This window comes from Phytoactinopolyspora limicola, from assembly GCF_011320225.1.
Taxonomy (GTDB): domain Bacteria; phylum Actinomycetota; class Actinomycetes; order Jiangellales; family Jiangellaceae; genus Phytoactinopolyspora; species Phytoactinopolyspora limicola.
Genome location: NZ_JAAOEN010000003.1, coordinates 477,485 through 496,712, shown reverse-complemented (window position 1 = coordinate 496,712; position 19,228 = coordinate 477,485). Strand labels below are relative to the sequence as shown.

General features: G+C 65.8%; 19 protein-coding genes. 15 read left to right on the top strand and 4 right to left on the bottom strand.

Translation table 11 applies throughout. From position 1 onward, the window contains the following. Nucleotides 1-65 precede the first annotated feature (65 nt). Together G8760_RS29815 and G8760_RS11160 are read left to right on the top strand one after the other, a co-directional pair. On the top strand, nt 66-425 hold the full coding sequence (locus G8760_RS29815; RefSeq protein ID WP_207782239.1) for an MFS transporter: 360 nt from the start codon (nt 66-68) through the stop codon (nt 423-425). Beyond that, on the top strand, nt 422-1,207 hold the full coding sequence (locus G8760_RS11160; protein ID WP_207782238.1) for an MFS transporter: 786 nt from the start codon (nt 422-424) through the stop codon (nt 1,205-1,207). Before G8760_RS29815 ends, G8760_RS11160 begins: the two co-directional genes overlap by 4 nt. 111 nt (nt 1,208-1,318) lie before the next feature. On the opposite strand, the gene G8760_RS11155 is transcribed toward G8760_RS11160, so the two are convergent. From G8760_RS11155 to G8760_RS11145, 3 genes are read right to left on the bottom strand one after another with little or no spacing between them, the layout of a single operon-like run. Then, entirely contained in the window at nt 1,319-2,107 is a 789-nt protein-coding gene (locus G8760_RS11155) for a MerR family transcriptional regulator (RefSeq protein WP_166350849.1), read from the bottom strand. Between the two features lie 14 nt (nt 2,108-2,121). Further along, nucleotides 2,122-2,883, bottom strand: a complete 762-nt coding sequence (locus G8760_RS11150) for an ABC transporter permease (RefSeq protein WP_166350847.1) — start codon at nt 2,881-2,883, stop codon at nt 2,122-2,124. Continuing rightward, entirely contained in the window at nt 2,880-3,719 is an 840-nt protein-coding gene (locus tag G8760_RS11145) for an ABC transporter ATP-binding protein (protein ID WP_166350845.1), read from the bottom strand. The genes G8760_RS11150 and G8760_RS11145 overlap by 4 nt, the downstream gene beginning before the upstream one ends. Before the next feature lie 633 nt (nt 3,720-4,352). Here G8760_RS11145 and G8760_RS11140 point away from each other — a divergent pair. Then, complete coding sequence (locus G8760_RS11140; protein ID WP_166350843.1) at nt 4,353-4,664, top strand: FitA-like ribbon-helix-helix domain-containing protein; 312 nt, start codon at nt 4,353-4,355, stop codon at nt 4,662-4,664. 125 nt (nt 4,665-4,789) lie between these two features. After that, nucleotides 4,790-5,152 carry a cupin domain-containing protein gene (locus G8760_RS11135; RefSeq protein WP_166350841.1) on the top strand — a complete coding sequence of 121 codons (363 nt, stop codon included), beginning with the start codon at nt 4,790-4,792 and terminating at the stop codon, nt 5,150-5,152. 266 nt (nt 5,153-5,418) lie between these two features. On the opposite strand, the gene G8760_RS11130 is transcribed toward G8760_RS11135, so the two are convergent. Next, entirely contained in the window at nt 5,419-6,141 is a 723-nt protein-coding gene (locus G8760_RS11130) for a TioE family transcriptional regulator (protein ID WP_166350839.1), read from the bottom strand. A gap of 80 nt (nt 6,142-6,221) precedes the next feature. Between G8760_RS11130 and G8760_RS11125 the strand changes: the two genes are divergently transcribed. From G8760_RS11125 to G8760_RS11075, 11 genes are all read left to right on the top strand, one after another. Beyond that, on the top strand, nt 6,222-7,319 hold the full coding sequence (locus tag G8760_RS11125) for an erythromycin esterase family protein (protein WP_166350837.1): 1,098 nt from the start codon (nt 6,222-6,224) through the stop codon (nt 7,317-7,319). Between the two features lie 10 nt (nt 7,320-7,329). Then, a complete protein-coding gene (locus G8760_RS11120; protein WP_166350835.1) occupies nt 7,330-7,767 on the top strand; it encodes an ASCH domain-containing protein in 438 nt (145 codons plus the stop codon). Then, the gene (locus G8760_RS11115) at nt 7,764-8,342 is read left to right on the top strand and encodes a GNAT family N-acetyltransferase (protein WP_166350833.1); all 579 of its coding nucleotides are present in this window, start codon (nt 7,764-7,766) and stop codon (nt 8,340-8,342) included. Before G8760_RS11120 ends, G8760_RS11115 begins: the two co-directional genes overlap by 4 nt. Nucleotides 8,343-8,472: 130 nt before the next feature. Further along, the gene (locus G8760_RS11110) at nt 8,473-9,738 is read left to right on the top strand and encodes a Gfo/Idh/MocA family protein (protein WP_166350831.1); all 1,266 of its coding nucleotides are present in this window, start codon (nt 8,473-8,475) and stop codon (nt 9,736-9,738) included. Nucleotides 9,739-9,813: 75 nt separating this feature from the next. Further along, complete coding sequence (locus G8760_RS11105) at nt 9,814-10,878, top strand: helix-turn-helix domain-containing protein (protein WP_166350829.1); 1,065 nt, start codon at nt 9,814-9,816, stop codon at nt 10,876-10,878. 207 nt (nt 10,879-11,085) lie between these two features. Further along, nucleotides 11,086-12,126 (top strand): Gfo/Idh/MocA family protein, encoded by a 1,041-nt coding sequence (locus tag G8760_RS11100; protein WP_166350827.1) that lies wholly within the window; start codon nt 11,086-11,088, stop codon nt 12,124-12,126. Nucleotides 12,127-12,128: 2 nt separating this feature from the next. Continuing rightward, a complete protein-coding gene (locus G8760_RS11095) occupies nt 12,129-13,172 on the top strand; it encodes an ABC transporter permease (protein ID WP_166350826.1) in 1,044 nt (347 codons plus the stop codon). Then, complete coding sequence (locus tag G8760_RS11090; protein WP_166350824.1) at nt 13,169-14,056, top strand: ABC transporter permease; 888 nt, start codon at nt 13,169-13,171, stop codon at nt 14,054-14,056. The genes G8760_RS11095 and G8760_RS11090 overlap by 4 nt, the downstream gene beginning before the upstream one ends. After that, on the top strand, nt 14,053-15,726 hold the full coding sequence (locus G8760_RS11085; RefSeq protein WP_166350822.1) for a dipeptide ABC transporter ATP-binding protein: 1,674 nt from the start codon (nt 14,053-14,055) through the stop codon (nt 15,724-15,726). Before G8760_RS11090 ends, G8760_RS11085 begins: the two co-directional genes overlap by 4 nt. Next, the gene (locus G8760_RS11080; RefSeq protein ID WP_166350820.1) at nt 15,723-17,501 is read left to right on the top strand and encodes a peptide ABC transporter substrate-binding protein; all 1,779 of its coding nucleotides are present in this window, start codon (nt 15,723-15,725) and stop codon (nt 17,499-17,501) included. Before G8760_RS11085 ends, G8760_RS11080 begins: the two co-directional genes overlap by 4 nt. A 75-nt stretch (nt 17,502-17,576) precedes the next feature. Further along, complete coding sequence (locus tag G8760_RS11075) at nt 17,577-19,211, top strand: polysaccharide lyase 6 family protein (protein WP_166350818.1); 1,635 nt, start codon at nt 17,577-17,579, stop codon at nt 19,209-19,211. Nucleotides 19,212-19,228: the final 17 nt, after the last annotated feature.

Below are 19,228 nucleotides of genomic sequence, written 5' to 3'. Positions count from 1 at the left end.
CGCGGCTGATAGTGCGGGAGCACGGCGACCGCCAGCCAGGAGAGTACGACCACGAAGGAATCAGTGTGCCCATCTCGACCCTGATCCGGCCGCGCACGTCGAGGTCGCCAACCGGCTTCTACGGGTGGCATATCGTCGTCTACTCCACCCTGGCGTTGGCGGCGACCGGGCCGGGACAGACAGCTGGCGTCTCGGTGTTCATCGATCCGTTGATCGCCGATCTGGGTATTTCCCGGTCGGCGATCTCCACCGCCTATCTGATCGGCACACTGGCGGGCGCCGTGGCGATGCCATGGATCGGCCGCGCCCTTGACCGCTACGGCATCCGGCGGACCATGGCCACGATTGGTGCGGTATTCGGCGCGGTGCTGCTGCTCATGGCCCTCGTCACCGAGATCGTCGGGCTCACCGCGGGATTTCCATGACGCCGCTGATCATGGAAGGGTTCATCGCCAACTACGGCTGGCGGTTGGCTTGGGTGGTCGAGGGGCTGGCCATCTGGGTGATAGTCATCCCGATTGCACTGCTCGGTATGCGTGATCGCCCGTCGGCTTTAGGGCAGTTTCCCGACGGTCGGGTGCGGGTCGGTGAACAAGCCAGGGAGCAGCGACGTGAGACGGGCGCTACCGTCCGGCAGGCCGTGCGGACGCCATTCTTCTGGTTGATCACCTCGGGTGTGGCTGCATCCGGTCTGCTCTCGACCGCCGTCAATTTCCACCAGATCAGTCTGCTCTCCGAGCGTGGTCTGAGTACTACCGCTGCGGCCGGGAACTTTCTGTGGCAGACCATCGCCGCGTTGCTCGCGACCCTCGCTACCGGATACTTCAGCGACCGGATCCGCCCGCGCTGGCTCATCGTCATGTCCATGGTGGCGCTCAGCGGTGGGCTGATCCTCGGTGTCTTCGTCGATCCGGGGTTGTCCGCAGTTGCGTTTGGTGCACTTATCGGGTCGGCGGGTGGGAGTATCCGGGCACTCGAGGCCGCCGCGTTCCCGCGGTACTACGGCACGGCGCACATCGGTGCCATCCGCGGCCTGGTGACGTCGTTCAGCGTCGGTTCGACGGCCTTCGGACCCGTGGTCTACGCCGCAGCACGCGAGGTCACCGGGTCCTACGGCGCGGTTTTGCTGGCCACGGCGCCGATCCCGTTGGCCATCGCACTGGCCGCATTCATGATCCGGCCGCCGGAAAACAGCGACCACCTGTAGTCCGGGTGCTGGACGAGGAAGTGTGACTGCTTTGGGGCGCGGGGAGCTGTACCTGCCCATTGTGTTGGACGGCGCCCTCGCCGCAGAAATAGCCTCGTTCAGGCGTCAGATTCACGTGTTGAGTCTGTCGGCGGGTACTCGCTCGATGCGGGTCCAGCCTTTCCAGCCGCGTTCCTCCAGGATCGCCAAGACCTTCTTGGCGGCCGGTGTGGACTCGGCCATGGCCGAGTCGAGGAGGTCGACAAAGGGGTCGTCGGCGTTGTTGGTGGCGGTGTCGACCTCCACCTCACCGGCTTCTACCGCGTCGATGAGCAGACGCTCCACGACGTCGGCGATCTCGACGACGCGTGGATCGTCGGTGGGCCAGTCAAGCGCTTCGCTGACGAGGTGATAAAGCCGCAGTATGTCCGGGTTGTTCAGGTCTTCGTGTTTTTTGGCGATCACGGAGTCGACCACCTGTGGTGCCTGGGCGGCGACCATGATCCAGCTGTCCCGTTCCAATTCGATGTATCGCTCGTCGACGCCAAGACCACGGAGCCGGTTGAGGTAGTCGACGACGCTTTGCGGCAGCGCCAGGTGGTCGCCGGCGGCAAGCTTGGCGATCCGTTTGCGGTTGTCTTGCAAGCGCCGGATCTCGGCCCGCAGCTGTTTGTCGATCTCCTGGATGTCATGGGCGAACTCCTCAGGGCTGGCATTGAGGAGTTCCTGCACCCGGGCCAGCGGCACGCCGGCGTCGGCCAGGGTGCGGATCCGGATCAGTTGTACTACAGCCGCGGCGTTGTAGATCCGGTAACCGGAGTGATCGCGCTCAGGCTCCGGTAACAGCCCGATATGGTGATAGTGACGCACCGCACGCACCGTCACCCCGGCATGACACGCGAGCTGGCCGATGGTGAGCATGGTCAAAGACTGCCTCAGGAGATCTTCCGACGGTAGGTGGCTATCGCGAAAAGGTACGCCACGACGAGGATGCCGGCACACCAGGCAAGCGCGGTCCAGATCTCGGTGCCGACGGGTTGATCGGCCAACAGAGCGCGGATCGTGTTGACGATCGAGGTCAGCGGTTGGTTTTCGGCGAATGCGCGCAGCGGTCCGGGCATCGTATCCGTCGGCACAAACGCTGAGCTGATGAACGGTAGGAAGATCAGCGGATAGGAGAACGCCGCTGCACCGTCCACCGACTTCGCCGTGAGACCGGGGATCACCGCGAGCCAGGTCAACGCCAGGGTGAACAGGAGCAGGATGCCTGCAACCGCGAGCCATGCTGCCACGCCGGCCGGAGAGCGAAAACCGATGAGCACAGCGACACCCACGACGATCACAAGAGAGATCAGGTTGGCGCACAACGACGTCAGAACATGTGCCCACAAGACGCCCGGCCGGGCGATCGGCATGGATTGGAAGCGCTCGAAGATACCGCTCTGCATATCCATAAACAGCCGGAACGCGGTGTAGGAAATGCCTGAGGCAATCGTGACGATCAGGATGCCGGGAAGTAGGTAGTTCACATACGAATCCGCTCCCGTGGTGATGGCGCCGCCGAGCACATAAACGAACAGCATCAGGAAGGCGATCGGCATCATCGTCGTGGTGAGAATGGTGTCTACGCTTCGGGTGACATGGCGCAAGGTCCGACCGGTGAGCGCGGCGGTCTCGGCGATGGCGTGAGTGGTCATTCGTGTTCCCGAGTTGTCGTGTCGGTGGTGTGGTTCGTTCCGTCGTCGCCGATGATGGCGAGGAAGACTTCCTCGAGAGTCGGCTGCTTCTCGACGTACTCGACCTTTGCGGGCGGGAGGAGCCTCTTGAGTTCGGCGAGTGTGCCGTTCGCGATGATCCGACCTTGATGGAGGATCGCGATCCGGTCGGCGAGGTGTTCGGCCTCGTTCAGGTACTGGGTGGTGAGCAGCACCGTCGTGCCGTTCGCGGCTAGTTCTTTGACGGCTTGCCACACTTCGATGCGCGCCTCGGGGTCGAGCCCGGTGGTCGGCTCGTCGAGGAAGATCACCGGTGGGTTCCCGATGAGGCTCATCGCGATATCCAACCGGCGGCGCATACCACCCGAGTACGTAGACACCTTCCGCGTGGCGGCGTCGGTCAGCGAGAAGCGATCGAGGAGTCCATCTACGACGGTCCCCGGGTCCTTGATGCGCCGCAGCTTGGCGACAAGGACGAGGTTCTCCCGTCCGGTGAGGATGTCGTCGACGGCGGTGAACTGTCCGGTCAGGCTGAAAGACGCCCGCACGTCCGCCGGGTGGGTGGCGACGTCGAAGCCGTTGACACCGGCTGTTCCCGCGTCGGCTTTCAAGACAGTCGCGAGGATCCGTACGGTCGTCGTCTTGCCCGACCCGTTGGAGCCGAGCAGGGCGAAGATGCTGCCGCGGGCGACGTCGAAGTCCACGCCGCGTAGCACCTCGACTTTCCCGTACGATTTCTCCAGCCCGCGGACTCGGATCGCCGGGTGCTCCCGTCGTCGCCGTTCGTCGTCGTCGACGACGCTCTTCTTCGTGAACATATGATCCCCTGTTTCGTGTGCGGAGCTGTATCACTCGGCTGTGAGATGCTCCGGTCACAAGGCTGAGGGGTTGACCCTGCGTCAGGGTCAACCCCGCTGAGCGAGAGCTCGAGGTAGACGATGGGGCCGAGGTCCTCGTAGCCGCGGAGATGTTTGACGACGAGCCCGTCGGGCTGACCTGACGGGTTGTGCGGCTGACGATCTCGGATCAGGTGTTCGGCCGGCGTCCTGGTAGGAGGCCGGAGGTGAAGGTTCGGAGCACGTCCCCGACGAGCAGGCGCACTTCATCGTCGGTGCTGGCGTGGAGCGCCCGGTCGAGGACCAGCATGGGCGAGTGCGAAGGCGACGTAGTCGTGACCGAGGGCGGTGATCCGTCGCCGCGTGACAGCAAGGCCTATCTAGGGACCGCCATGTCTACGACAACGGCGGCCCCGCGCTGCTCGGCCGTCCGCTGCTCTCGACCGAGGAAGCCGTCCTCGCCTGCGCTGGAAGCCTCGTAGGCCTCCAGCGCATAAAACCTTCCCGACCCTCCCCATGATCATGAACACTTTGCCGTGCCATGGCACGGCAAAGTGTTCATGATCATGGGCAAGTGATGGCACAGCAGATACCGGTAGCGCTACCACGCGAACGATGGCGGCCATCCACATCCGCGACGTATCGGACTCCACCCTCGCGGCCCTTCGGGAGCGCGCCGCCCGGCACGGTCATTCGATGCAACACGAAATCCGGCGGATTCTCGACGCCGCCGCCCGTGAACCAGTTGAGGGAGAGCGGCCCGAGCCGGGCCGCTCCGAACACGCGAGGGCGCAGGCGGCGCTCAACGATTGGCCCGCCGCTGGGACGACGCTGTCTACCTCTGGCCAATTCTGCGGGAGTGTCTCACGGTGGCGACCCGCCCGGCCCAGACGAACGGACTCGGCCTTGGACAACAGGACCCGCTGAACAACGCTCGGACGTCGCGAGCACGGAGCGGACACCATCGTGACCGCCAACGTTGACGGCCCGCTCTCGGAGGTGAAGCCGTGTGTGAATCCGACGCGGAAGCGCGCCGCGTACCATCTGGGCACATGGTCAGAATCATCACTGAACCACAGCGAGTTCCGGTTCCGGGCGGCAAGATCATCGACGAGTTTGTCGGCCGGGTGTCAACCGGTACCGATGGTGTCTCGGTAGCCCGGATGAAGGCTCCGGCGGGTTGGGACGAACCTGCGCAGACGCCGGAGTTCGACGAGGTCACGCTGGTGCTCGCGGGCAGTCTCACCGTCGAACATGACGGTACATCGACGGAGGTAGCCGCCGGCCAGGCGATTCTCACGCCGGCGGGGCAGACCGTGCGCTACGTCGCAGGGGCGTCCGGCGCGGAGTACATCGCGGTCTGCGTCCCGGCGTTCGGTCCCGACCTGGCACATCGCGCCGACGATCCGATCTAGTGCGTCGCGCCCCGTCAGCTTGTTGTCGCCCGGGCCACCACAAGGAGGCTTGTGGCGGGCCGGGCTGGCACACACACGGAGTGGAGGTGGTGAACGGAGTGGAGTTAGTGCGTGATCGGAGTGGCGTCGGTGTCGCCAGAGCAACACATTCGCCGCTCTGTTGTTGCACCAACTCCACTCCTGCTGGGGCGTTTCGTGCCAATTCTGGGACTACAGGCGCACGGCCCTGAGCGTGGTCCGGGCCGAGTGGATACCCCGATCCCTGCCTATCCCCGCGGATGGTGGAGCAGACTCAGATACTGGCTAAGCCTTGTCGAGGCATGCAGCATGGCGATCCCGCGCGCGGTGAGTTTTTGCTGCCAATCTTCCAGGGCGCTGGAAAGTGTGTCAGTGCCGCCCGCGATTCGAACCTGTTGGATCACGGTGGCTACGTGGTCTAGAAGGTAACCGCCGCGCCGGAGGAGATGGGCGAGTTCGGCGTCGCGTACGTCGTCCGGGCCGAAGCGCCGGTACCCGGTGGTCGGGTCCCGTTGCGGCTTGAGGATTCCGGCTGCCTCCCAGTTGCGTAGGGTCGCCGAGGTAACGCCGAGCCGGTGTGCGAGTTCACCGATCGAGTAGGGAGCGGTCCGCGCCGGCCCATCCGGTATGGCCGAAATGGCGACAGTCAGCCGGCCGACGGCTGCCCGAACCGCGTCGAGCGTGCCCCGATCCTGGAGTAACCGCTCGTGTCCGTGCGCGATCATGACCACGGCGCCGTCGACATCGTCGTCGGCGATGGCGTGCATGATCTCCCCGCTGAGCCGGTACCCGTAGGCGCGGACGAGGGCGAGGAATGCGCGTAATGCCGCGGCGTGCACCTCGGTGTAAACCCGGTAGCCACTCCGGGTGCGTTCAGCGGGAGGGATGAACCCGGCGCGCTCGTAATTGCGCACCGCCTGGGCCGATAGGCCATGTTCCCGGGCCAGGTCCGAGGGTCGTAGGTTCGCCATTGATTGAGACTTTACCGCACGTAGATAGGCATTCTTTCCATCGAAGTCTCAATCGACTTTTTAAAGATACGTTTGAGATCATGACTGCTGATATTCGAGACGTCGTCAACACCGCACCCGATGTCGTGGGCCTCGGCGAGCCAACTCATCGGGAACCGGCATTCGGACACGTCAGAAACGAGGTCTTCGCTCAACTCGTTGACCGCGGATTCCGGTCGATCGCCCTCGAGACCGACCGGGTAGCCGCCCTAGCGGTCAACGACTTCGTCCAAGGGGGCGCAGGCACACTCGATGCCGTCATGCGTGATGGTTTCACCCACGGTTTCGGCGCCTTTCCTGCCAACCGGCAACTCATCGCCTGGATGCGCGAGTACAACGCCGACCGAGCCGCTGGAGAACGGCTGGCCTTCCACGGCATCGATGCTCCCCTGGAGTTCACCGCGGCTAGCCCCCGGCGCGATCTCGAGTACGCGGGCCACTACTTGGGAGTCGATCTCGATCTCGCGGGTTTGGTAGGCGACGACGAGCAATGGAGCAGCGCCGAGGCGGTCATGGACCCAGCCCAGTCACCCGGCGACACCCCCGCCGCACACCGGCTGCGAGCGATCGCCGACGACATGTTCACCCTGCTCTATGCGCACGCCCCCGAATTGATCGCGGCTTCGTCGCGTGCTGACTGGCAGCGGGCGAAGGCCCACCTCATATCCGCGCTTGGTCTGTTGCGTTATCACCGGCAGGCGGCCCAACGCATCGGCGACAGTGCGAGGTGGTCCGGTCTGAGCGGCGTCCGGGACGCACTCATGGCGCAGAACCTGCTCGACATCCGCGAGATCGAGGCTGGCCGGGGGCCGACCCTGGCCTTCGCACACAACCTCCACCTGCAGCGGACCCCGAGTCACATGAGTATGGCGGGTATGGACATCACCTGGTCCGGCGCAGGAGCCGTCGTCGGGGCTCTGCTGGAAAACCGGTACACCTTCATCGCCGGCAGCCCGAGGGACGACGACAAGCTCAGATCGACGGAAACCGAACTCGACACCAATGACGGGCTGGCTCCGGGTGAGTTCACCTGGTGCCTAAGAGCGGCCGACGTGGCCAGCCAGCTGGATCAGGCAACACTGGAGGGGGCAGACGCGGTTCTGCACATCGACGTCAGCGGATCCGGCGCACGACACTAGGCTGAGGAACATGAGCGAGAACCCGGTACCTCAGAGACGCACCCTTGAGCTCGGATCGCCGGGTCCGCTTCGCCAACGGCTGACCGGCCTCGTGCTGGAGGGGCGGAAGCGGGCGACGGCTGGGCTGCGTGTCGAGTACGACGTCGACGGCGAGCCACTCGAGCATGTGGGAGAGGTGTTGGCGCTGGTTGGCGACGACGGCGAGCAGCTCGCACTGATCGAGGTGACCCAGGTGGACGTCGTTCCGTTCAGCCAGGTCACGTGGGAGTTCGCCGACGCTGAGGGCGAGGGATTCACCGACGTCGAAGACTGGCGGGTGCAGCATCGGGCCTTCTGGGAGAGGTACTCGGTGCCGGCCGTCCGCACCCATCTCGGCGATCCGCACTGGTCACTCAGCGACGACACCGACGTGGTGTGCGTCTGGTTCCGGGTGCGTGATCAGGAGTGAGTATCGAGGTGAGGCCCGCGACGGCGGAACGGTTCGACGACGTCGCAACCATCCTTGGCCCGAAGAACCCCACCGCATCGGTGTGCTGGTGCCTGAGCCACCGGGTCGACTCGAAAACCAACCGGGAACTCGTCGGACCGGCCCGCGGTGAGTACGTCAAAAGCCTCTGCGCGAACGACGTCGCACCAGGTGTTCTGGCTTACGAGGGCGACGTCGTCGTCGGGTGGGCTGCCGTAGCACCTCGAGCCGAGTTGCCATTTGCGCGCGCCAGGAAGATCCCGCACGTCGACGAGTTGCCCGTCTGGTCGGTGTGGTGCATCCGAGTGCGCCCCGGCCACCGCCGCAAAGGGATCTCACATGCCTTGCTCGACGGTGCCGTGGCGTTCGCCCGCTCGCACGGTGCGCCGGCCGTCGAGGGGTATCCCGTCGACAACCAGGGGGAGAAGGTCGACACCACCATGGCGTACGTGGGAACCCGTGCCGTGTTCGAGCGTGCCGGTTTCACCAAGGCCGCGGATACCGACTCGGTGTCCGGTGGGTTCCCACGCGTCCTCATGCGCCTCGACCTGCTGTGATGATCATCCCGTGCCGCGGCTGGCGGCAGCCGTCCAGTCCAGGCCGCCGCGTGTGGGACGCTTAGCGATCAGATGCGCTACCGGACGCCATAGGACGGTTCGTGCATCTGATCGCCACGCGTCCCACATCGTGGCGACGATCAGACGCCGCTACCGCACGTCGACACTGGCCGTCGCCACCACCGCGCATCTGATCGTCGCCACCGAAACGATCAGGCGTCAAAACGGAGATCAGGTGCACAACGGGGGAGGGGCGGGGCTGACGTTGGACGCCATGTGTGCTGCAATTTTGTTGGCGCATGACGCTGAGGAAGCCTGGGAGCTCTGGGGCGGCGGAGGGGGAGTTTCGGTGCGGCATCGGATCGCGATCGTGGGTTGTGGTGCCATGGCGGCGCGCCATGAGGAGGCGGTGCTCGCCATGCCCGAGCGGGTTCAGGTGGTGGCCACGGTGGATCCGGAGCTGCCCAAAGCCCGGCGGCTGGCGGAGAACCTGGGTGGTGCCCGGTATGGAGCCAGCGTCGAGGAGTTCATCGGTGATATCGACGCCGCGATCGTGGTCACGCCGCACGATTCGCATCATGACCTCGGCATGCTGCTGCTGAGCGCTGGCAAGCACGTATTGATGGAGAAGCCGTTGGCTTTGTCCGAGGGTGAGTGCCTGGCTCTTATCCATCAGGCCCGGCGCAGTGGCCGGGTTCTGATGACCGCGCATCCGATGAGATTCCACCCGTTGGTCCAGCAGGCGAAAAGGCTGATGGACGATGGGGCATTGGGGACGGTGTTCCAGATGTCGATCTGGACCGAGCAGTATCACCTTCGTGCCGACGCTCCGTGGATGAGCCGGGTGGCCACGCTAGGAGGCGGGCAGTTGTTCAGCCATGGGTGTCATTACATCGACTTGCTGCTGTGGTTTCTCGGCCGTCCGGTCTGCGGATCGCATCACGGAACGCGGCGAACGACGGAGTGGCTGGAGGGGGAAGGCACGAGCAACGTGGTGTTGGAGTTCGAGAGTGGTGCACTCGGCTATCACATGGGGACGTGGGGGGCCCGCGGAACCAAGCTTGGCTACAACATCCAGGTGCACGGCTCCAAGGGAATGGCTGAGGTCGACTACCTCGACGGCGAAGTTCGGATATACACCGAGGAACGGGTCGAGACGGTGCTCCACGCCGAACGGCGCGGCAAATACATCGAGAACGAACTGGCCCACTTCCTGGACTGTATTGAATCCGGCGCCGAGCCGTTGACCAGTGCTGGCTCGGCCTTGCAAGGGTTGCGGGTCATCTGGCGGCTGTATGCGGCGTCGGCGCAGGGGACGGTAGCTGATCTCGCGGGTCTGGGATTGGGTGACGACTGGGACCACCCGGGGATGGCCGTGTTGCCGAGTCCCGCGTAGCCAGAAATGAAACGATGATTACGGTCAGATAACGGTTGGTGGTGCAGCGGCCGGTCAAATTTGATACTAAGTTCCGTGACATCGCCCCGGGACCTGGAACTGAGCCCGTCTGAGGTGGCGCGGCTTCGGGTGCAGGCGGCCGGCGGAGGCCGCCAGGCTGTCCGCGCCCGGATCGTCCTGCTGGCTGCGGAGGGGGCAACCGATGTGGCCATCGCGGCCCGGCTTGGGGTGTCCCGTCAGATGGTCGCACGCTGGCGAACCCGGTATCGAGGAGACGATCGGTCGCCGGCGGATGCGCCGCTGCGTGACGACGCGCGGTCTGGGCGCCCAGTAGAGCTGCGGGACCCTGTGGTGCTGCTAGCCACCGGCAGCTCGCCGCCGGTTCATGTCCGCCGCCGGCGGTGGTCGGCGCTGGCCTTGGGGCAGGAGCTGGGGGTGAGTCCCGCGTCGATCCGCAAGATCTGGCGTCGGTGGGGTGTACGTATACAGGCCGGCCGACCTCCCTGGTCGGAGGAGATTCCGGTGCTGCCTACCCAGGTCCAAGCGTTGACCGGCGTATTCCTGAGCCTGCCCGACGCGGCCCTGGCTCTGAGCGTTGGAACTGCGGATACCTTGCCGCCGCCGTACGATCCCGAGTTGCGCGGGCGGGTCCGTGCCGGCGCTGGGGCACCCGTACCCATGGAGCCCGTGCCAGTGTCTGCTCCGGCGGGTGTCCGGCCCTTGTTGACCTTGCTGGCGCAGGCTCGGGTCAGGGACGGATCAGAATGGTTTCCGCGCCAGCGCGACCGTGACTTCGTGAGTTTCCTGTCGGACGTCCGTGCGGGGAGCGCCGAGCCGCCCGGCCGGCGGACCTATGTGCTGGTATCCCGGCCCCAGGTGTTGCGTAGCGGCCTGGTTCGGGAATGGGTGCAGCGCGAGCAGGCCACGATCCTTGTTCCCCCCGATGGGGTCCAGTGGCTCGAGTGCGTCGAGGTTGTGATGGCGGCCGCATGGGCCGGGCAGGGCCACGTCTATGCGGTCGACGCCGCGGCTGCGGTTGCGCGCGCCCTAGGCGATTTCGAGGCGGCCTGGCGTGGTGGACATGAGCCCATCGGTTGGGTGCCGTCTGCTGTGCACGTGCCCGATCGCGGAGGCACTTGAGCGCACGGGCACCGCCGCCAGAGGTGAGCCGATTGTTACGTTATTTATTGCCAATATTCGGGCTCTGGTGGCTTCTGCGGAGCGTTGACCCTGCACACAGCTCCGCCATAACGTGCAGCCTCATCCACGGCACGCCGGGGACAGCAGACATCCGGTCGCGGCCAGGTGAAAACGGCAGATGCTATCGCGTAGTCAGGAGCGGCCAGAGTGAAGCACAAGGTAGCGATCATCGGGTGCGGCAAGATGGAGGCCACCCACCAGGACGGGCTGGCGAATCTTGCGGACCGTCTTGAGATAGCGGCGACGGTGGACCCGGTGGTGGAGCGGGCAGAAGCGGCGGCCCGGCTGCTGGGCGCCGAGCGGGCCACGGCAGATCTCGACGACGTCATCGACGAGATCGACGCCGCCCTCGTCGTGACACCTCACCACGTGCACCATGAGATCGGCATGCAGCTCCTCAAAGCCGGCAAACACGTGCTGATGGAGAAGCCCTTAGCCATCACCGAGGCGGAGTGTCTCGAGCTCATCACCACCGGCCAGGCAGCCGGCCGGGTGCTGATGACGGCGTATCCGATGCGTTTTCATCCACTGGTCACTCAGCTCAAAGAGCACATGGACGACCACCTGGTGGGGGAGATCTTCCAGGTCTCGATCTGGACCGAGCAGCGAACCCAGCGCGAACCGGGTCACTGGATCGGCCGGGCGGACACACTCGGCGGCGGCCAGCTGTTCAGCCATGGCTGCCACTATGTCGACCTGCTGTTGTGGTTCCTCGGCACCCCGGTGCGGGGCACACATATCGGCACCCGCAAAGGCACACCCTGGCTGGAACGGGAAGGAACGAGCAACGTCTCGATCGAGTTCGCCAACGGTGCACTTGGCTATCACTTCGGCACGTGGGGTGCACGCGGCAGCAAGTTGTCGTACAGCATCCACGTGCACGGGACCGAGGGCATGCTCGAGGCCGACTTCCGGGCCGGAGAGCTACGTCTGCACACCCGAGCCGGGATCAAGGTGCTGGCGGAGACCCGCAAGCGGGACAAGTACGTCGAGTACGAGATCGCGCACTTCCTGGACCGGATCGAGGACGGCCGAGCGCCGATGACCGACGGCCCAGGTTCTCTACAAGGTCTCCGGCTGATCTGGCGGCTGTATCAGGCCGAAGACGAAGGCGTCGTCGCCGACCTGTCCGGGCTCGGGTTGGACCAGGACTGGACACCGGCCGGTCTTGACCGGCTACCGGGCTGACCATGGTGGGGTATCTGGTTCGGCGCTGCATACGCCTCGTCGTCTCCCTGGTTGTGGTCTCGATCATCCCCTTCGGGCTGTTGCAGATGGTCCCGGGCTCCTTCGGTGAGTTGTCGCAGCTTGCGTCGGGCTCCGGGCTCGGCGGCACCGATACGGCAGAGGCCGCCGCGCAGCTGGAGGAGCGCTACGGCGAGGGCACTCCGGCGTGGCGGCAGTACCTCACCTTCATGCAGGGCGCGGTGACCGGCGACATGGGTCCGAGCTACAAATACCCGCAGCTCACCGTCGAGCAAATCATCGCCGACGCCTTCCCGGTATCCCTGACGCTGGCGGCGCTCGCCACCGCTTTGACGCTGGTGATCGCCGTCCCGATCGGCGTGCTCGCGGCGCTTCGCAAAGATACCTTCGCCGACTACGGCTCGATGTTCACCTTAACCACGATCCAGGCCCTGCCCGGGTATCTGTTTGCGCTGGTGCTGATCCTGATCTTCGCCGCGGGTCTGGGATGGCTGCCCACCAGCGGCTGGTCGGGGCCACAGAACTTGATCATTCCAGTGATCGCTCTGGCGGTGCAGCCGACGGCCATGCTCGCCCGGTACGTGCGGTCCTCAATGCTCGAGGCACTACGCGAGGAATACGTGGTCGCCGCCTACGCCAAGGGCGGCACCCCCGGTGCGGTGACCATCCGGCACGCGCTGCGCAACTCGCTGATCCCGGTGGTCACGGTGGTTGGACCGATCTTCGCGGCCCTCGCCACCGGCACGGTATTCATCGAAGCGCTGATGGGCATTCCCGGCCTGGGAATGTTCTTCACCGTCGCCGCCCGGTCCCGGGACGTGCCCCTACTGATGGGGACGACGCTGTTCTTCGCCCTCATCATCATGGTGCTCAACCTCTTGGTCGACCTGTTGTACGGAGTGCTCGATCCGCGAATCCGGCACGAGCGCACCACCGGCCGGCGGCGCCGCCGAGGCAAACAAGAACCCGAGGGCGAGGGGCACACCACCCCGGCCACGCTCGCCGGCGGTCTGGAGGTTCGTGCATGACAACAACCGAGCAAATGCCCGCGGACCGGACACCACCGGTCCGCAGCGAGCTGGCCCGGGGCTGGCTGCGATTCAACAGACGCCCGATCGCCGTCGCCAGCCTGGTCTTCGTCGCCCTGCTGGTTCTCGTCGCGCTGCTGGCTCCACTGATCGCGCCGTACTCGTTCACCGAACAAGACCTCACCCAGCGCCTACTCCCGCCGTTGTCCGACGGGCACCTCCTGGGCACCGACACGTTGGGCAGAGACCTGCTGTCGAGGATGATCTTCAGCCTGCGCACGGCGCTGCTGATCGGGTTCGGTGCCGAGCTGATCGCCCTCGTCATCGCGATCGCAGTTGGGCTGGTCGCCGGGTACCGCGGTGGCCGGGCAGACCAGCTCCTGATGGCCGGCACCGATGTGATGTACGCGTTCCCGTCGTACCTGTTCGCGGTCTTGATCGTCGTGGTGCTGGGACGGTCGGTGACGTCGATCATCATCGCCATCGCTTCGTGGGTCACTCAAGCACGCCTGGTCCGCGCACAAGTGCTGAAGATCAAAACATTCGAGTACGTCGAAGCGGCACGTTCGGCCGGCACCAGCGGAACAGCCATCGCCCTGCGGCACATCCTGCCCAACGCGGTAGGGCCGTTGCTGGTCACCACCAGCTTCGCCATTCCGGGTGCGATCCTCGCCGAGTCGGGTCTGGCCATCCTCGGGCTGGGCGTGGCACCCCCAACGCCGTCGTGGGGCGGGATGATCGTCGACGGCTACCGCTATGTGCTGTCCTCGCCGCACCTGATCGCGGCCCCCTTGGTCGTCTTCGGCCTGACCATGCTCGCCTTCACCTGGATCGGTGACGGACTCCGGGACGCGTTCGATTCCAGCGAGGAGGACCGGTCGTGACATCTGGGCACCCACTACTGTCCGTGCGGGACCTGACCGTCGGGTTCCGTGGCCGGGACGGCCAGCCAACCCCCGCAGTGCAGGGGCTGTCGCTGAACCTTTCCCAGGGCGGCTCGCTGGCCATCGTTGGTGAATCCGGTTCCGGCAAGACGGTCAGCATGCGCGCCCTACTCCGGCTGCTTCCCGGCAGCGCGGAGGTTGGCGGACGAGCCGCCTTCGAGGGGCATGACCTGTTGCGGTTGCCGGCCGACCGGCTACGGGCCGTGCGCGGGCGGGGCATCGGGATGGTGTTCCAGAACGCGATGGACGCGCTGAACCCGACCCGAACGCTCAAGAGCCAGCTGACCGAACATCTTCGCTGGCATCGGATTTGTAGCCGGTCCGAGGCGACCCGGCGGGCGGTGGCGGCGCTTGATCGGGTGGGCATACCGGAGCCGCATCGGCGGATCCGGATGTACCCGTTCCAGCTGTCCGGGGGGATGCGGCAGCGCGCGATGATCGCCATGTCGATCGTCGCCGGACCTCGGTTGCTGATCGCCGACGAGCCAACCACCGCACTCGACGTCACGGTCCAGCGTCAGGTGCTCGACCTGCTGAACGACCTCCGCGACGACGGCCTGTCGCTCATCATGATCACCCACGATCTGGGGGTGGCGCGCTACCTCTGCGACGACGTCGTCGTGATGCGGGACGGGCGGGTTGTCGAGAGCGCACCGATGGCCGAGTTCGTCACCAGCGCCAGCCACCCGTACTCGAAGCAGTTGCTCGCCGCCGCGCTCGACGTCGACACGAGCACCGATGCGACGCAGCAGTCGGCTGTTCCTGATCCCGAGCCTGAGGCGCCGTCGCCGCTGATGCGGGCCAACGACCTGGTGAAGGTGTTCAACGGCCGGGGCGGCGAGACCCGGGCGGTGGACCAGGTCAGCGTGTCGATTCACCGCGGGCAGACGGTCGGCGTCGTCGGTGAGTCCGGAAGCGGCAAGTCAACGCTGGCCCGCCTGCTGGTTCGGCTCATCGAGCCGACGTCGGGGACGGTCACCTTCGCCGGCGCGGATCTTCTGGGTGCGGGCCGTCGTGAGCTGCATCAGCTGCGTCGACGGGTTCAGATGGTGTTCCAGAACCCGCACGGCTCGCTGCTGCCGCACCTGTCGGTGGCGGCGAACGTCATGGAACCGCTCCGGGCGCACCGCGTCGGCACCCCCGTCCAGCGCCGGCAGCGTGCCCTCGAGATGCTGGAGCTGGTGGGGGTACCCGCCCAGCGGGCCGATCATTACCCGCGGCAGTTCTCCGGAGGTCAGCAACAGCGGGTGGCGATCGCCCGTGCCCTCGCCCTCGAACCAGAATTGCTGATTTGCGACGAGCCGACCTCGGCGCTCGACCTGTCTATTCAGGCTCAGATTCTGGACCTGCTGGGCGACCTTCAGCAGCGGCTGGGCCTGTCCATGTTGTTCGTGACGCACAACCTGGCCGTCGCCCAGCGGCTGTGCGACCGCATCGTCGTGATGGCGGCCGGCCAGGTGATGGAGGTCGCACCGGCGCATCAGCTGTTCACGTCTCCGCAACACCCATATACGCGTGCACTGCTCGACGCGGTTCTACCGGTTCACAGCCCGCCCCAGCGAGCGGCCCAGCCCTTAGATCCCCCGCAGACGGAGGAGATACGTCGATGAACACATTCCAGCCGGTCACCAGACGCAGCTTCCTGGCCACTGTCCTGGCGGCGGCCGCGTCCACCGCGGCCGCGTGCAGCTTCGATTCCGAGAGCCCGGATGGCCGGGCCGAGCCGGGGGCGACGAACAGCCCAGGTGCGGGTACGCGGGTGCTGCGCCAAATGATGATCCCGGTGGCTGATCTCGACCCCACGGTGGCCTCGGGTGCCTCCTTCGGGCAGATCCTCATGGCCGGTCTGATGGAGGGGCTGGTCGTGCTGGACGCGGACGGCACCGGGGTACAGGCGGGCGCGGCGTCCGCCTGGGACGTTTCCGCTGATGGCCGCACCTACACCTTCACTATCCGACCGGAGGCGACGTGGTCGAACGGCGACCAGGTGACCGCCGCGGACTTTGAATGGAACTGGCACCGGCTGCTGAGCCCGACCGCCAGTGACCGGCCAGAGGGCACCAGCTCGTACAACCAGGCGGCGGGCGTCGTGGGCGCGGCGGATTTTCTGTCCGGCCAGACGACGGACTTCGCCGACGTCGGGGTCAGCGCCCGCGACGATTCCACCTTCGAGATCACTCTGGAGGCGCCGAATCCGGACTTCCTCTACATGCTGGCCGCGTACTGGGCCCTACCGCTTCACCCAGCGACGGTGGAGGAGCACTCGACTGGTTGGTCCACACCGGAGAACTGGGTCGGCAACGGGCCCTTCGTCCTCGACGCCTGGCGGACGAACGCCTCGGCCACGCTGGTGCCGAACGAACATTACTGGGATCGCGACAACTATCACCTGGATCGGTGGGAGGTTCGGTTCAACGACGCCGGAGCCACCGCCGACATCCTGGCCTACCAGTCCGGCGAGATCGACGTCGTCAATGTCTCCGGCGCGCTTGAAGCGGTGACCAGCGATCCGGAGCTGGAACCGGACCTGGTGACCGCGCCGCAGAACGTCGTCAACACCTTGAATCTGTTGAGCAGCCACAATCCGGTCCTCTACGACGTGCGGGTACGGAAGGCGCTGTCGCTGGCGATCGACCGGGATCAGATCGCCGCCTTGCAGTATCCACGAACACCAGGAGTCAGCCTGGTTCCCGACGGTGTCCCCGGCCACGAGCAGGTGCCGGCGACCACCTACGACCTCGACCAGGCGAAGGCGTTGCTGGCCGAGGCTGGTTTCGCCGACGGCGCCGGGGTGCCCACCGTGACGATTCTGATCAACCAGCCGACGGCGTGGATCGAAGCGGTCGCCGAAATGTGGCGGACCGGTCTTGGTATCGAGGTGACGCTGGACCTGGTGGAGCTCGGTGTCTACGTCGAGAAGCGCGGGCAGCTGCACCCGGACAGCTACACCGGTTTCTGGCACGGCAGCTTCGGTGTCAATCCACCCACCCTGTTCAGCTCGATCACCGGACCGTTGACGTCGTGGCGGTTCCTGGCCGGGTTCGCGATGCCGGCGGAGGCCGCGGAGAGGTACCAGGAGGTGTCGCAGGACACGTCGATGCCGCCGGACGAGAAGGTGGCGGAGCTGGAAGGGATCATCGACGCCGACGCGTTCCCCGAGATCCGGGAGTTCAAGGATCTCGCCGAACAAGCGGTCGCCGAACGTGACCCTGACATCCAGCGGCGGTTGTTGCTCGACGCGGCGGTGGCCCGCGAGTCCGCCTACGTCTCCCTGCCCGTCATCTGGGGCAGTTACGCGCTGCTGATCAAACCGCACGTTCAGGAACTGCGGCCGTGGACGGATTCCACGGTCTTCACTACCCGCGGCGTGCAGGTCGCGCCCTGACGTCACGGCAGAACCAACGATCCGTCGAACCAGCGCACCATCCCGTCGAACTAGCGCACGACCAGGAGGCTCGGAATGTCGAACAACGAACGGCACCTGACTCGGCGAACCATGCTCAGCGGCTTAGGCGCCGCCGCTTTAGGCGCCTCGATCCTGACGCCGGCGGTGGCGGGTCCGGCCAGGGGCCTCGTCGGCCAGACGCAGGCGGCGGAGGAGTACTACGTGACCACCGTCGCGCAGTTGCAAGCGGCGTTGGCAGCGGCACTGCCGGGGGACAGCATCGTGCTGCAGGACCGGACGTGGACTGACCTGCATGTGGTGGTTAGTGATGAGGCGAACCACGGCCTGCCGGGGGCGCGGATCACGCTGCGCGCGGAGACCCGGGGCGGAGCCGTGCTGACTGGCCGCTCCGCGATCAATCTGGCCCGGGACTACTGGGTGATCGACGGGCTGGTGTTCCGGGACGGGTATCTTCCCGGCGGGGACCGCGGGGTGATCTACTTCGGGCTGCCGCTGAGCGGCGGTGGCCATGCGGAGGCGCATCACTGTGAGGTCACCCATGTGACCATCGAGGACTACAACCCGCCTAACCCGGCGGTGCAGTACAACTGGGTCCGGATGATGGGCACCAACAACACTGTTAGCTACAGCTACTTCTCCGGCAAGAATCACTACTTGGACATGGTGGCGGCGCATTGGCGTAAATGGACGCCAGCACCAACCCGGCATTGGATCCATCACAACTACTTCGGCAACATTCCCTACAGTGGCGCCAACGGCCTAGGGGCGTTGACCCCGGTGCAGGGTGGGACGCCGCTGGTGTCGGACTTCAACATCGTCGAAGACAACCTGTTCTACCGGTGCGACGGTGAGTCGGAGATCATCTCGATCAAGAGCAGCAACAACATCGTGCGACGGAACACCGTCGTCGACAGCGTCGGCCACATCTGCCTGCGTCTCGGCAACAACAACGAGGTGAGCAGCAACTACGTCTTCGCGAACGGGGCGATGGCCGAACCCGCGCCGTGGTATCCCGGCGGTGTGCCGCTCGGTATCTCCGGCGGGGTCCGGATCAGCGGAGAAGGCCACCGCGTTTACAACAACTACATCCACGGCGTGGCCGGGCACGGAATCTACATCCAGAACGGCGGAGAAAGCCCCACGGCTGGCTACCAGCCGGTGAAGGATGTCGAGATCGTGTACAACACGATCATCGACAGCGGAATCAATGCCGTGACGATCGGCGCTGGGATCAGCCGGGTGACCGCCGGGGGAGACAACGTGCCCCCGGAGAACCTCACGCTGGCCAACAACATCATCGAGGGCTCGAATCCGGGGTACCTCGTCGAATACGGCCGCTGGCCGTGGCCCGACGGTGAGTTCCAGACGGAGCCGGTCAACCTGACCTTCGAGGGCAACATCATGTACGGCAGCCCGGCACACGCCGACCCGGTGCCCGACGGCATCGAGAACGTCGACCCGCAACTCGAGCGGGTACCGGGCGACTACCCGTTGTTCCGGCCCGCGCCGACCAGCCCGGCCATCGATGCCGCGGCCGGCCGAGGATACCTCTACGTCAACAAGGACATCGAAGGACGCCCGCGGCCCAGACCACGCGACGTAGGCGCCCATGAGCAGTCCCGCGGCCCGGTCCACAACCCGCCGCTCACCGGGGCCGACGTCGGGCCGAGCTATCTGGACCTGGAATGACGGCTACCCGAAAGGCT